Below are 13,344 nucleotides of genomic sequence, written 5' to 3' on the forward strand. Positions count from 1 at the left end.
CTACGGCTTTCTACGTTTCTGAGGCGTATCGCGGCCATGCCCGTGCGCCGTAGCGACCGCTCTGACTTGGACTATCGCGGCCATGGGCCGCTCCTACAAGAGACTGAGATCCTGTAGGAGCGGCCCATGGCCGCGATCAGCGTTCCAAGCCGACACAGGAGCGGTCGCGATAACCTTCCGCTGCTACCCCGCTACATCCATCCCGCCCCAAAACGAAAAAAGCGCCCGAAGGCGCTTTTTCAGCTGAGTCCTACAGACCTCAGGCCGGTGCGTTGACCAGCGCCTTGCAGGTATCGAGCATGCGGTTGGAGAAGCCCCACTCGTTGTCGTACCAGGCCATGATCTTCACCAACTTGCCGCTCACCTTGGTGTGGTTGGCATCGAAGATCGACGACAGGCGGTTGTGGTTGAAGTCGATGGAGACCAGTGGCTTGTCGTTGTAGCCCAGCACCGGCGAGGCTTCGGCCGCCGCCTTCATGAAGGCGTTGATGGTCTTGGCGTCGGTTTCCTTGGCGGTCAGGATGGTCAAATCGACCAGCGACACGTTGATGGTCGGTACGCGCACCGCCATGCCGCTAAACTTGCCTTGCAGCTCCGGCAGTACCAGGCCTACGGCCTCGGCGGCACCGGTCTTGGTCGGGATCATCGACTGGGTGGCCGAGCGCGCGCGGAAGGGGTCGGAATGGTAGACGTCCGACAGGTTCTGGTCGTTGGTGTAGGCATGGATGGTGGTCATCAGACCGTTCTCGATGCCCAGCTCGCGCTGCAGCACCTGGGCGACCGGCGCCAGGCAGTTGGTGGTGCAGGAGGCGTTGGAAATGATCTGGTGCGACTGGCGCAGGATGTTGTCGTTGACGCCATAGACGATGGTGGCGTCCACGTCCTTGCCGGGCGCGGAGATGATGACCTTGGAGGCACCGGCTTCCAGGTGGGCGGCGGCCTTGTCGCGGTTGGTGAAGAGACCGGTGCACTCGAACACCACGTCGATCTTCATCTCCTTCCAGGGCAGCTCGGCCGGATTGCGGATGGCCGTCACGGCGATGCGATCCCCGTTGACCACCAGCTTGTCGCCCTCGACGGACACCTCGGCAGGGAAGCGGTCATGAACGCTGTCATACTGTAGGAGATGCGCATTGATGGCGGCGTCGCCCAGGTCGTTGATCGCGACGACCTCCAGGTCCTGGCGATAGCCTTCGGTATACAGCGCCCGCAGCACGTTGCGGCCGATGCGTCCAAAACCATTGATGGCAATACGAATACTCATTGAGAGAAACCTCGCGATAGCTGGGTTTTGTTGTAAAAAACATTACACATGACGCGTGCTAAGCGGAATAATAGCGCCAATTTGGCTGTGAATGTTTTAAATAACAACAAATTTAGCCCGGTGGAGAATCAAAACCATGCATCCTCGCGTCCTCGAAGTCACACAGCGGTTGGTGGAACGCAGTCGTCCGACCCGTGAGCGTTACCTCGCCATGATCCGGGCCGCCGCCAGCGACGGTCCGCAACGCGGCAAACTGCAATGCGCCAACTTCGCCCATGGCGTCGCCGGATGCGGCTCGTCGACGGACAAGCAGCGCCTCCGTTTGATGGACCAAGCGAACGTCGCCATCGTTTCCAGCTACAACGACATGCTGTCGGCTCACCAGCCCTACGAACACTATCCGGAGATCATCAAGCAGGCCCTGCGCGAGATCGGCTCCGTCGGTCAGTTCGCCGGTGGCGTGCCGGCCATGTGCGATGGCGTCACCCAGGGCGAGGCCGGCATGGAGCTGAGCCTGGCGAGTCGCGAAGTCATCGCCATGTCCACCGCGGTAGCGCTGTCGCACAACATGTTCGACGCCGCCCTGCTGCTGGGCATCTGCGACAAGATCATTCCCGGCCTGATGATCGGCGCCCTGCGTTTCGGTCATCTGCCGATGGTCTTCGTCCCCGGCGGCCCCATGCCCTCGGGCATCTCCAACAAGGAGAAGGCGCGTGTGCGCCAGGCCTTCGCCGAGGGCAAGGCGACCCGCGAAGAGCTGCTGGAATCGGAGATGAAGTCCTACCACAGCCCCGGCACCTGCACCTTCTATGGCACCGCCAATACCAACCAGGTGGTGATGGAGATCATGGGTCTGCACCTGCCGGGCTCCTCCTTCGTCAATCCCTACACCCCGCTGCGCGACGAACTCACCCGCGAAGCCGCACGCCAGGTGACCCGCATCACCCGTCAGGGCGGCAACTTCATGCCGCTGGGCGAGATCGTCGACGAGAAGGCCATCGTCAACTCGGTGGTGGCCCTGAGCGCCACCGGCGGCTCGACCAACCACACCCTGCATATCCCGGCCATCGCCCAGGCCGCCGGCATCCAGTTGACCTGGGACGACATGGCCGAGATCTCGGCGGTGACCCCGACGCTGGCCCAGGTCTATCCCAACGGCAAGGCCGACGTGAACCACTTCCACGCCGCGGGCGGCGTCAACTTCATGGTCCGCACCCTGCTCGAAGCTGGGCTGCTCCACGAAGACGTCAACACCATCATGGGCCACGGCCTGTCGCACTATCTGCAGGAACCCTTCCTGGTCGACGGCAAGCTGGAATGGCGTACCGGCAGCGCCGAGAGCCTGGACGAAGACATCCTGCGCCCGGCCAGCCGGCCGTTCAACGAGGAAGGCGGTCTGCGCGTGATGCAGGGCAACCTCGGCCGTGGCGTGATGAAGGTGTCCGCCGTGGCGCCCAAGCACCAGCTGGTGGAAGCTCCGGCGCGGGTCTTCCACGACCAGAGCGAGCTGGCCGAGGCCTTCAAGGCCGGCGAGCTGGAGCGTGATTTCGTCGCGGTGGTGCGCTTCCAGGGGCCCAAGGCCCTGGGCATGCCCGAACTGCACAAGCTCACGCCCTACCTCGGCGTGTTGCAGGATCGCGGCTTCAAGGTGGCGCTGGTCACCGACGGCCGCATGTCCGGTGCCTCGGGCAAGGTCCCGGCGGCCATTCACGTCTGCCCGGAAGCCGTCGATGGCGGCCCGCTGGCCAAGGTCTGTGACGGCGATCTCATCCGCGTCGACGGCCGTACCGGCGAATTGAAGATTCTGGTCCCGGCGGACGAATGGACGGCGCGCCAGGCGGTCGAAGCGCCCCAGGGCACCGGGGTGGGTTGTGGTCGTGAGTTGTTCGCCTTCATGCGCGGCGCCATGAGCACGGCCGAATCGGGTGCCAGTGCATTCACTTCCAGCCTGGAGGCGCTGAAATGAGTTTGGCTTTGGTCGGAGACATCGGAGGCACCAACGCGCGGTTCGCGCTCTGGCGCGAAGGTCGGTTGGAGGCCATCGAGGTCTTCGCCTGTGCGGATTACGCCTGCCCGGAAGACGCGGTACGCAAGTACCTGGCGCAGACCGGCGTGGCGCTGGACGACATTACCGCCGTCTGCCTCGCCTGCGCCGGTCCGGTGGGCGAGGGCGACTTCCGTTTCACCAACAATCACTGGGTGATCAAGCGCGAGCAGTTCTGCCGCGAGCTGGGCCTGACCCATCTGCTGCTGATCAACGACTTCACCTCCATGGCCTGGGCCATCGCCCGCCTGGACCCGGCGGACTGCGTCCAGGTGCGCGACGGCATCGCCTTGCCGACCCGCCCGCGCCTGGTGATCGGGCCGGGCACAGGCCTGGGCCTCGCCAGCCTGGTACCGAGTGGCAAGGATCGCTGGATCGTGCTGCCCAGCGAGGGCGGTCACGTCGACCTGCCGATCAACACCCAGCGTGAATTCGATATCTGGAAGATCCTCAAGCGCCAGTTCGGCAACCACGTCTCCGCCGAGCGTGTGGTGTCCGGCAGTGGCCTGGTCAACCTCTATCACGCCAGCTGCGAGCTGGACGGCCGTACCGCCGCCCTGCACAGCGCGGCGGACATCTGCGAGCTGGCGCTCAAGGGCGATCCCTACGCCGATGCGGTGCTGGAGCAGTTCTTCATCTGGCTGGCGCGGGTCGCCGGTAATGCCGCCCTGACCCTGGGCGCCCTGGGTGGCGTCTACATCGCCGGCGGCATCCTGCCGCGCTTCGTCGAGCGTTTTCAGAGCGGGGCCTTCGCCCATGCCTTCGCCGACAAGGGCAAGACCAGCAGCGCCTACCTGAAGGACATCCCGGCCTGGCTCGTCACCGCCGAGTATCCGGGGCTGTTCGGTGCCGGCGTTGCCCTGGATCAGACCATCGCCGAAGCGCGGCAGGTCTAAGAGCCTGTTCAAAGTCTGCTGCGCGTCGGCCAAACTGCGTTAAAAATGGCTTCGGAATGCTCATTTACCACTCGTAAACTCCGCTTCCTCAGCCATTTTTGCCTTGTTTGGCTCTAGCTCGCGAGCCTTTGAATAGGCTCTGATCCACCCCCGGGGTCGGGCGACTACTCAAGGTCGCCTGGCCCCGGTATGCTGCCGGCACTACCGGTAGCTGGCCCCTGGGCCAGAACAACAAGAGCGAACATCGCCATGTCCACCCTGGGCAAATCCCTCCTGGTCGTCGACGACGACAGGGAAATCCGTGAGCTTCTCGACGCCTATCTCACCCGTGCCGGCTATCGGGTGCGCGCCGTCGGCGATGGCCGCGAACTGCGCCGCGCCCTGGGCGACTTCGTCCCCGACCTGCTGATCCTCGACGTCATGCTGCCCGGTGAAGACGGCTTCGCCCTCTGCCGCTGGATGCGTGAGCAGTCGAGCTGTCGCCAGGTGCCCATCATCATGCTCACCGCCAGTTCCGACGAAGCCGACCGGGTCATCGGGCTGGAGCTGGGCGCCGACGACTACCTGGGCAAACCCTTCAGCCCCCGCGAACTGCTGGCCCGCATCAAGGCGCTGCTGCGCCGGGCCGGCTTCGGCGAAACGCGTCCGGCCGCCACCGGCCTGCTGACCTTCGACGACTGGCGGCTGGATCCGGTCAGTCACCGCCTGTTCCACCGCGACGGCGAGGAGGTCATTCTCTCCGGCGCCGACTTCACCCTGCTCAAGCTGTTCCTCGACCATCCCCAGCAGATCCTCGACCGCGACACCATCGCCAACGCCACCCGCGGCCGCGAGGTGCTGCCCCTGGAGCGCATCGTCGACATGGCGGTGAGTCGCCTGCGCCAGCGCCTGAGGGACACCGGCAAGTCGCCGCGGCTGATCCGCACCGTGCGCGGCTCCGGTTACCTGCTCGCCGCCGAGGTCAACGGACTGGTCGCCGATGCGGTGTAGCGGTCCGCTGGCGCGGCTGGTGCCGCGTTCTCTGCTCGCCCGGATGCTGCTGCTGACCCTGCTGGCAGTCCTGCTGGCCCAGGGTGCCTCGGCGCTGTTCTGGTCCGCGTCCCTGCGCAGCGACCGCAACCAGGGGCTGCAGAGCGCAGCGCGCAGCCTGGGCTATTCCATCGCCGCCAGCGTGCGCTATTTCAGCCTGCTGCCCCCGGCATATCGACCACTGGTACTGGAGCAGCTGCGCAACATGGGCGGCACGCGCTTCTTCGTCTCGCTCAACGAGAAGCCGCTAACCATGCAGGCGCTGCCGGCGACCCCGGGACGGCGCGCGGTGCTCCAGGAGGTCGAGACCGTGCTGCGCGAACGCCTGGGCGCCACCATGCCCATGTATGTGGAGTTCATCGGTCCGCAGCAGCTGCGCCTGTTCAATGGCGCCGTGGCACTCGACGAACTGCCGCGCTCCTGGGCGCACTATGCGCTGAGTCTGGAGCCATTGGAGCCGCCGGTGCTGGTGACCCAGATCCGTATCGGCGAAGGGGAGTGGGTGTACCTGGCGACCCTGATGCCGGCGCCTTACTACAGCCTGGACGAATCCTGGCTGCCGCTGCAGCAGCTGCTGTTCATGGTCTTCAGTAGTGCCTTCCTGCTGCTGTTCATCGGCCTGCTGATCCGCTGGCAGAGTCGCCCGCTCAAGCGGCTGTCGCGCGCCGCGCGGGAGCTGTCGCTGGAAGTCCATACGCCGCCGGTACGGGAGGAGGGCGCCCAGGAGATCCGTGAGGTCACCCGTGCCTTCAACGCCATGCGGGAACGCATAGCCCGCTACCTGGACGAGCGCGCCCAGCTGTTCAGCGCCATCTCCCACGACCTGCGCACCCCCATCACCCGGCTGCGCCTGCGCGCCGAACTGGTGGACGACGAGGTGATGCAGGCCAAGCTGGTGCGCGATCTCGACGAGCTGGACCTACTGGTCAAGGGCGCCCTGCAATGCGTCAAGGATACCGACATCCATGAGAATCTGGAGCCGGTCGATTTGCAGGCGCTGCTCGAGCAACTGGTGGAACCCTTCACCCAGGAGCACCCGCCACGGGTGATCCTCACCGGCGAGGTCCGCGGCAGCCTGCTGGGCAAGCCGCTGGCGCTCAAGCGATGCATCGGCAACCTGCTGGACAACGCCCTCAAGTATGGCTATCGCGCCCACCTGCAGGTGGACGACGACGGCCATACCTTCGTCCTCCACGTCGACGACGAAGGTCCGGGGGTGCCCGAGCAGGAACTGGAGCAAGTCTTCCAGCCCCATGTCCGCCTGGCCACCGACCGCCAGGGCTACGGCCTGGGCCTGGGCATCGCCCGCAACCTGGCCCACGCCCATGGTGGCGAGGTAGAGCTGCGCAATCGCCGCGAGGGCGGTCTGAGGGTCACCCTGACCCTGCCGCGCAGCTGAATACTGGGGTGACGCTATGTCACCAGCCCGTGACAAATCTCTTTCCCTTCGTTACCCACGGCTGCATTCGTCTGACTAGACTCGGCCCAGCTCCAATAAAAAAACAACAAGGAACGACCCCCCATGAATGCGTTGAATCGTCTCGCTCTCACCGTTTCCCTTTCCTGCGCCGCCATCGCCGCCCCCCTGACCGCCCACGCCGGTGAGGTCGAGGTGCTGCATTGGTGGACCTCCGGTGGCGAAGCTCGCGCCGTCGATGTCTTGAAGCAGTTGATGCAGAAGCAGGGCGATACCTGGAAGGACTTCGCAGTGGCCGGTGGTGCCGGTGAAGCCGCCATGACCGTACTCAAGACCCGCGCCGTCTCCGGCAATCCGCCGTCCGCCGCCCAGCTCAAGGGGCCGGACATCCAGGAATGGGCCAGCATGGGCTTCCTGGCCAACATCAGCGACATCGCCAAGCAGGGCAACTGGGACGGCATCCTGCCCAAGCGCGTGGCCCAGACCATGCAGCACGACGGCGAATACGTGGCCGTACCGGCCGGCATCCACCGCATCAACTGGCTCTGGATCAACCCCGCCGTCTTCAAGAAGGCCGGCGCCAAGGTCCCCACCACCCTGGACGAATTCTTCGAGGCCGCCGACAAGCTCAAGGCCGCCGGCGTCGTGCCCCTGGCCCATGGCGGCCAGAACTGGCAGGACGGCACCATCTTCGAATCCCTGGTCATGGCCATCATGGGGCCGGAAGGCTACGACAAGGTCTTCGTGCAGACCGATGCCGACACCATCCGTAGCGACAAGATGGTCGAGGTGTTCAAGACCTTCAAGCGCATCAAGGGCTATGTCGATCCCAACGCCGCCGGCCGTGACTGGAACCTGGCCACCGCCATGGTCATCGAGGGCAAGGCGGGCATGCAGATCATGGGCGACTGGGCCAAGGCCGAATTCGCCGCCGCCGGCAAGAAACCAGGCGTCGACTATGAATGCGTAGTGATGCCGGGCACCCAGGGCGACTTCATCTACAACATCGACTCCCTGGCCATGTTCAAGATCAAGAACAAGGACAACCAGAAAGCCCAGGACGACCTGGTTCGCACCGTCATCGACAAGCCCTTCCAGGAGGTGTTCAACCTCAACAAGGGCTCCATTCCGGTGCGCAACGACATCGACCTGAGCAAGTTCGACAGCTGCGCCCAACAGTCCGCCAAGGACTTCCAGGCCGCCAACGCCGACGGCAAGGCCGAGCCGAGCATGGCCCACAGCATGGCCAACACCAGCTACGTGCAGGGCGCCATCTTCGATGTGGTGACCAACTTCTTCAACGACGCCAATGCCGATCCGAAGAAGGCCACCGAGCAACTGGTCGCCGCCATCCAGGCTGCGAAGTAAGGGCCAATCGCGGCCATGGCGGTCCGCCGATGCGGCCGCTCCTACAGATGCCCGATCTACCTGTAGGAGCGGCCCATGGCCGCGATAACCCAGCTATCCGAAGCTCATATAATACCACCCCTGGGAGCGCCCCATGGCTCTTACCGAAACCCTTCCCGTCGCGACCGTCAGTCGACGTCCGGACCGGCTGCAGCGCCTGCTGCCCAAGCTGGTGCTGGCGCCCACAGCCATCGCCATGGTCGTCTGCCTCTATGGCTACATGCTGTGGACGGCGGTGATTTCCTTCACCAATTCGCGCTTCCTGCCCAGCTACAACTTCGCCGGCTTCGCCCAGTACGCACGGCTCATGGAAAACGATCGCTGGCTGGTGGCCTGCAAGAACCTGGCGATCTTCGGCGGCCTGTTCATCCTGCTGAGCCTGGCCATCGGTGTCTTCTTCGCCATCCTGCTGGACCAGCGCATCCGTCGTGAAGGCTTCATCCGCACCATCTACCTCTATCCCATGGCGCTGTCGATGATCGTCACCGGCACCGCCTGGAAGTGGCTGCTCAATCCCGGCATGGGGCTGGACAAGCTGCTGCGCGACTGGGGCTGGGAAGGCTTTCGCTTCGACTGGCTGGTGGACCCCGACCGGGTCATCTACTGCCTGCTGATCGCCGCCCTCTGGCAGGCCTCGGGCTTCGTCATGGCCATGTTCCTCGCCGGGCTGCGCGGGGTGGACTCCTCCATCCTCAGAGCTGCCCAGGTCGACGGGGCAGGGCTGCCAACCATCTACCTGCGCATCGTCCTGCCCAGCCTGCGGCCGGTGTTCTTCAGCGCGGTGATGATCCTCGCCCACATCGCCATCAAGAGCTTCGACCTGGTGATGGCCATGACTGCCGGCGGCCCCGGCTACGCCTCGGACCTGCCGGCGGTGTTCATGTACCAGCACACCTTCACCCGTGGCCAGATGGGCCTGGGTTCGGCCAGTGCGGTGCTGATGCTCGGCGCGGTGCTGGCGGTGCTGGTGCCCTACCTCTACTCGGAATTGCGGAGCAAGCGAAATGGCTAAGGCTCTGAACGTCAATCGCGTGGCCATCCACGCCACCCTGATCATCGCCTGCGCGGTCTATCTGGTGCCGCTGCTGGTGATGCTGCTGACCAGCTTCAAGACCCCGGACGATGTCCGCACCGGCAACCTGCTCAGCCTGCCCCTGGACTGGACGGTGATCGGCTGGATCAAGGCCTGGGACGTGGTGCACAGCTACTTCTGGAACTCCTTCATGATCACCGTGCCCGCGGTGCTCATCTCCACCTTCATCGGCGCGCTCAACGGCTACGCCCTGTCGAAGTGGCAGTTCCGCGGTTCGAATCTGCTGTTCAGCCTGCTGCTGTTCGGCTGCTTCATTCCCTTTCAGGTGATCCTGCTGCCGATGTCCTTCACCCTCGGCCAACTGGGCCTGGCCAACACCACCGCCGGCCTGGTGCTGGTGCACGTGATCTACGGCCTGGCCTTCACCACGCTGTTCTTCCGCAACTACTACGTCGGCATTCCCGACGCCCTGATCAAGGCAGCGCGACTTGATGGGGCGGGCTTCTTCACCATCTTCTTCAAGATCCTGCTGCCGCTGTCCACGCCCATCGTCATGGTCAGCCTGATCTGGCAATTCACCCAGGTATGGAACGACTTCCTGTTCGGCGTGGTGTTCGCCAGCGGCTCATCGCAGCCCATCACCGTCGCCCTCAACAACCTGGTCAACACCAGCACCGGCGCCAAGGAATACAACGTCGACATGGCCGCCGCCATGATCGCCGCGCTGCCGACCCTGCTGGTCTACATCTTCGCGGGTAAGTATTTCGTCCGGGGCCTGACCTCGGGCGTGGTCAAAGGATAAGGAAGGCCACCATGGCAGCTCTCGAACTCAAAAGCGTACGCAAGACCTATGGCAACGCCGCCCAGGAAGCCCTCAAGGGCATCGACATCCGCATCGATGCCGGCCAGTTCCTCATCCTGGTCGGACCCTCCGGCTGCGGCAAATCCACCCTGATGAATGCCATCGCCGGCCTGGAGGACATCAGCAGCGGCGCCATCTGCCTGGATGGGGAGGATGTCACCCAGGTCGAGCCCAAGGACAGGGACATCGCCATGGTGTTCCAGTCCTACGCCCTCTACCCGACCATGACCGTGCGCGAGAACATCGCCTTCGGCCTGAAGATCCGCAAGACGCCCAAGGAGCAGATCGACGCCGAGGTGGCGCGAGTCGCCAAGCTGCTGCAGATCGAGCACCTGCTTGAGCGCAAGCCGGCGCAGCTCTCCGGTGGCCAGCAGCAGCGGGTGGCCATGGGCCGCGCCCTGGCCCGGCGGCCCAAGCTCTATCTGTTCGACGAGCCGCTGTCCAACCTCGACGCCAAGTTGCGGGTGGAGATGCGCACCGAGATCAAGCTGATGCACCAGCGGCTGCAGACCACCACCGTCTACGTCACCCATGACCAGATCGAGGCCATGACCCTGGGCGATCGCGTCGCGGTGATGAAGGACGGCGAGGTGCAGCAATTCGGCACCCCCGAGGAGATCTACAACGACCCGGCCAATCTCTTCGTCGCCAGCTTCATCGGCTCGCCGCCGATGAACTTCGTGCCGGTGCGCCTGGAAGCGCGCGAGGGCAGGGTGGTCGCCCGCGTCACCGGCGATACCGGCGACAGCCAGGTGGATTTGCCCGAGCTGGATCCGTCGCTCGCGGGGCGAGAGGCTATCCTTGGGGTGCGTCCGGAGCAGATCCAGTCGGCGCATCCGGCGGACAGCGCGGTGCCAGGCATCCTGACGCGGATCCAGGTGGTCGAGCCGACCGGTCCCGATACCCTGCTGTACGCCGAGTGGAACGGTACGAAGGTCTGCTGCCGGGTCGCCCCGGGCGAAGCGCCGCGGGCCGGCGACCAGGTACTGTGGCGGATCGATTCGCGACGGGCGGTGCTGTTCGATCCTGCGAGCGGTCGTCGACTTTCTTGAAGGGCGCTCGTGGCTGAAACGTTACAGCAATGGTAAGGTCCGCCCGCCGCCGCGCCTGACGTCGGGTCGCGGCCCTACCATAGGCCAGGAGTGTACCTCCGGCCGCCGTGACAGACAGGAGAACAAGAATGGCACTACCCCGCGTCGTGGTCTTTGGCGAAGCCCTCACCGACATCGTCCAGGGTAATCCTGGCGAATGGCGGGGTTATCCGGGCGGTGCCCCCTGGAACGTGGCCCGTGGCCTGTCCCGGCTGGGCGTGGAAAGCGCCTTCGGCGGCGCCATCAGCCAGGACGGCCTGGGTGACGAGATCGCCTGGCAGTCGGAAACCGCCGGTCTCGATACCCGCTTCCTGCAGCGCGTCGCCGCCGATCCCCTGGTGGCCATCGTGCCGTCGAGTCGTCCGCCGCGCTATTTCTTCGCCGGCGAAGCCGATCTCCAGTTCGATCCGGCGCTGCTCCCGGAAGGCTGGCTGGACGCCGCCGAGGTCTGCCATTTCAGCTGCATCAGCCTGGCCCGCTATCCGCTGGCCGACACCCTGCTGGACCTGGCGCGCAAGGCCAAGGCCGCCGGCAAGCGGCTGAGCTACGATCCCAACTGGCGCAACCTGATGGACGAGCGCTATCGCCAGCAGACCTTCCCCGAGCTGGTGCGCCTGGCCGACGACATCAAGCTGTCCGACGAAGACATCCGCCAGATCTATCCGGGCCTGGACGAGCGCGCTGCGCTGGACGAACTGCGCGCCCTCAATCCCCATGCCCGCATCCTCTTCACCCGCGGCGAACACGGCCTGGTGCTCTATACGCCGGAAGGCGAGTGGCAGCAGGCCGCCATCGCCGTGGACGTGGCCGACACCGTGGGGGCCGGCGACGCCTGCATGGCCGGCTGGTTGGCCTCCGGCCTGCTGGGCCTGACCGATCTGCAGCAGCGCCTGAGATTCGCCGCGGCCAGTGCCTCGGTGTCCTGCCGTCATGCCGGCGCCTATGCGCCGACCCGTGCCGACGTCGAAGCCCTGCTGCAGGTGAGCCCCCACTAGAACGCGTTCCCACAACAACAATAGCCGCCAAGGAAACCCGATGGACTTCCCCGATTTTCGTCGTCGCGACACCCTGCTGGAGCACGTCCGCCAGACCCTGGCGTTCTACCATCCCCGCTGTGTCGATCCGCAAGGCGGCTTCTATCACTTCTTCAAGGACGACGGGACGATCTACGACCGCCAGACCCGCCATCTGGTCTCCAGCACCCGCTTCGTCTTCGATTTCGCCATGGCCTACCGGCACTTTGGCGATCCGGCCTTTCTGGAAGCGACCCGCCACGGCCTGAGATACCTGCGCGAGCGGCATCGCCAGGCCAATGGCGGCTATGCCTGGCTGCTCGACGGCGACAGCGTGGTAGATGGCACCAACCATTGCTACGGCCTGGCCTTCGTGGTGCTGGCCTATGCCCACGGCCTGCAGGCGGGCATCCAGGAAGCCCGCGGCTGGCTGAGCGAAGCCTGGGAATCCCTGGAAACCCATTTCTGGCGCGAAGCCGATGGCCTCTATGTCGACGAGATCAGCGCCGACTGGCAGGCCGTGGCGCCGTACCGTGGCCAGAACGCCAACATGCACGCCTGCGAAGCCCTGCTGGCCGCCTTCGAAGCAAGCGGCGAGGTGCGCTACCTGGATCGCGCCGAGACCCTGGCGCGCAACATGACCCAGCGCCAGGCGGCGCTGACCCTAGGGCAGGGCGGGGTAGCCGACGAGGTCCCTGGTGGTCTGATCTGGGAGCACTACCACAGCGACTGGTCCATCGACTGGGACTACAACCGCGACGATCCGGCCAACCTGTTCCGGCCCTGGGGGTTCCAGCCGGGGCACCAGATCGAATGGGCCAAGCTGCTGCTGATCCTCGAGCGTCATCGTCCCCAGCCCTGGCTGCTGCCGCGGGCCAAGGCGCTGTTCGACATCTCCTGGCGCCTGAGCTGGGATGGCGAGCACGGCGGTCTCTACTACGGCTTCGCCCCGGATGGCTCGCCCTGTGATCCGGACAAGTATTTCTGGGTGCAGGCCGAGGCCCTGGCCGCCGCGGCACTGCTCGCGGAGCGCAGTGGCGAGGCACGCTACTGGGAACACTATGAGGCGCTCTGGCGCTATAGCTGGACGCATTTCATCGATCACGAGCACGGCGCGTGGTGGCGCCTGCTCGACCGTCGGAACCTCAAGTACTCCGACGATAAGAGTCCGGCCGGCAAGGTCGACTACCACACCATGGGTGCCTGTTACGAAGTCCTCAACGTCCTGCCGTAAGTATTAGAGACGCGGGTTTCGGGCCCTGGGTGTCATCACTTCAATAAAAAGGGA

The 13,344-nt window shown here is 65.0% G+C and carries 11 protein-coding genes; 10 read left to right on the top strand and 1 reads right to left on the bottom strand.

What is annotated here, in order from left to right; genetic code table 11:
* Positions 1-259: 259 nt before the first annotated feature.
* Entirely contained in the window at positions 260-1,264 is a 1,005-nt protein-coding gene (gene gap, locus QZ471_RS04700) for a type I glyceraldehyde-3-phosphate dehydrogenase (protein WP_295461294.1), read from the bottom strand.
* Between the two features lie 136 nt (positions 1,265-1,400).
* On the opposite strand from gap, the gene edd reads away from it, so the two are divergent.
* The 10 genes from edd (at position 1,401) to QZ471_RS04750 (ending at position 13,290) form a co-directional block, all read left to right on the top strand.
* Positions 1,401-3,230, top strand: coding sequence for a phosphogluconate dehydratase (edd, locus tag QZ471_RS04705; RefSeq protein ID WP_295461296.1), 1,830 nt, complete (start codon positions 1,401-1,403; stop codon positions 3,228-3,230).
* Entirely contained in the window at positions 3,227-4,204 is a 978-nt protein-coding gene (locus tag QZ471_RS04710) for a glucokinase (RefSeq protein ID WP_059229980.1), read from the top strand. Before edd ends, QZ471_RS04710 begins: the two co-directional genes overlap by 4 nt.
* A 249-nt stretch (positions 4,205-4,453) precedes the next feature.
* On the top strand, positions 4,454-5,194 hold the full coding sequence (locus QZ471_RS04715; protein WP_295461299.1) for a response regulator transcription factor: 741 nt from the start codon (positions 4,454-4,456) through the stop codon (positions 5,192-5,194).
* Positions 5,184-6,632, top strand: coding sequence for an ATP-binding protein (locus tag QZ471_RS04720; protein ID WP_295461300.1), 1,449 nt, complete (start codon positions 5,184-5,186; stop codon positions 6,630-6,632). Before QZ471_RS04715 ends, QZ471_RS04720 begins: the two co-directional genes overlap by 11 nt.
* 123 nt (positions 6,633-6,755) lie before the next feature.
* Positions 6,756-8,018: an ABC transporter substrate-binding protein gene (locus QZ471_RS04725; RefSeq protein ID WP_295461302.1), complete on the top strand. Its 1,263-nt coding sequence runs from the start codon at positions 6,756-6,758 to the stop codon at positions 8,016-8,018.
* 133 nt (positions 8,019-8,151) lie between these two features.
* Complete coding sequence (locus QZ471_RS04730; RefSeq protein WP_058792075.1) at positions 8,152-9,069, top strand: sugar ABC transporter permease; 918 nt, start codon at positions 8,152-8,154, stop codon at positions 9,067-9,069.
* Complete coding sequence (locus tag QZ471_RS04735) at positions 9,062-9,892, top strand: carbohydrate ABC transporter permease (RefSeq protein ID WP_295461304.1); 831 nt, start codon at positions 9,062-9,064, stop codon at positions 9,890-9,892. The genes QZ471_RS04730 and QZ471_RS04735 overlap by 8 nt, the downstream gene beginning before the upstream one ends.
* An 11-nt stretch (positions 9,893-9,903) precedes the next feature.
* The gene (ugpC, locus tag QZ471_RS04740; RefSeq protein ID WP_295461305.1) at positions 9,904-11,004 is read left to right on the top strand and encodes a sn-glycerol-3-phosphate ABC transporter ATP-binding protein UgpC; all 1,101 of its coding nucleotides are present in this window, start codon (positions 9,904-9,906) and stop codon (positions 11,002-11,004) included.
* Between the two features lie 128 nt (positions 11,005-11,132).
* Positions 11,133-12,038, top strand: coding sequence for a carbohydrate kinase (locus QZ471_RS04745; protein WP_295461307.1), 906 nt, complete (start codon positions 11,133-11,135; stop codon positions 12,036-12,038).
* A 40-nt stretch (positions 12,039-12,078) separates the two neighbouring features.
* A complete protein-coding gene (locus tag QZ471_RS04750) occupies positions 12,079-13,290 on the top strand; it encodes an AGE family epimerase/isomerase (RefSeq protein WP_295461309.1) in 1,212 nt (403 codons plus the stop codon).
* The last annotated feature ends 54 nt before the right edge of the window (positions 13,291-13,344 follow it).

The sequence above is a fragment of the uncultured Pseudomonas sp. genome (assembly GCF_913774235.1).
Classification (GTDB): domain Bacteria; phylum Pseudomonadota; class Gammaproteobacteria; order Pseudomonadales; family Pseudomonadaceae; genus Chryseomonas.

Bases quoted from the DNA above. Each gene is read 5' to 3' on its own strand.
- gap (WP_295461294.1), bottom strand. From the start codon at position 1,264: ATGAGTATTCGTATTGCCATCAATGGTTTTGGACGCATCGGCCGCAAC.
- edd (WP_295461296.1), top strand. From the start codon at position 1,401: ATGCATCCTCGCGTCCTCGAAGTCACACAGCGGTTGGTGGAACGCAGT.
- QZ471_RS04710 (WP_059229980.1), top strand. From the start codon at position 3,227: ATGAGTTTGGCTTTGGTCGGAGACATCGGAGGCACCAACGCGCGGTTC.
- QZ471_RS04715 (WP_295461299.1), top strand. From the start codon at position 4,454: ATGTCCACCCTGGGCAAATCCCTCCTGGTCGTCGACGACGACAGGGAA.
- QZ471_RS04720 (WP_295461300.1), top strand. From the start codon at position 5,184: ATGCGGTGTAGCGGTCCGCTGGCGCGGCTGGTGCCGCGTTCTCTGCTC.
- QZ471_RS04725 (WP_295461302.1), top strand. From the start codon at position 6,756: ATGAATGCGTTGAATCGTCTCGCTCTCACCGTTTCCCTTTCCTGCGCC.
- QZ471_RS04730 (WP_058792075.1), top strand. From the start codon at position 8,152: ATGGCTCTTACCGAAACCCTTCCCGTCGCGACCGTCAGTCGACGTCCG.
- QZ471_RS04735 (WP_295461304.1), top strand. From the start codon at position 9,062: ATGGCTAAGGCTCTGAACGTCAATCGCGTGGCCATCCACGCCACCCTG.
- ugpC (WP_295461305.1), top strand. From the start codon at position 9,904: ATGGCAGCTCTCGAACTCAAAAGCGTACGCAAGACCTATGGCAACGCC.
- QZ471_RS04745 (WP_295461307.1), top strand. From the start codon at position 11,133: ATGGCACTACCCCGCGTCGTGGTCTTTGGCGAAGCCCTCACCGACATC.
- QZ471_RS04750 (WP_295461309.1), top strand. From the start codon at position 12,079: ATGGACTTCCCCGATTTTCGTCGTCGCGACACCCTGCTGGAGCACGTC.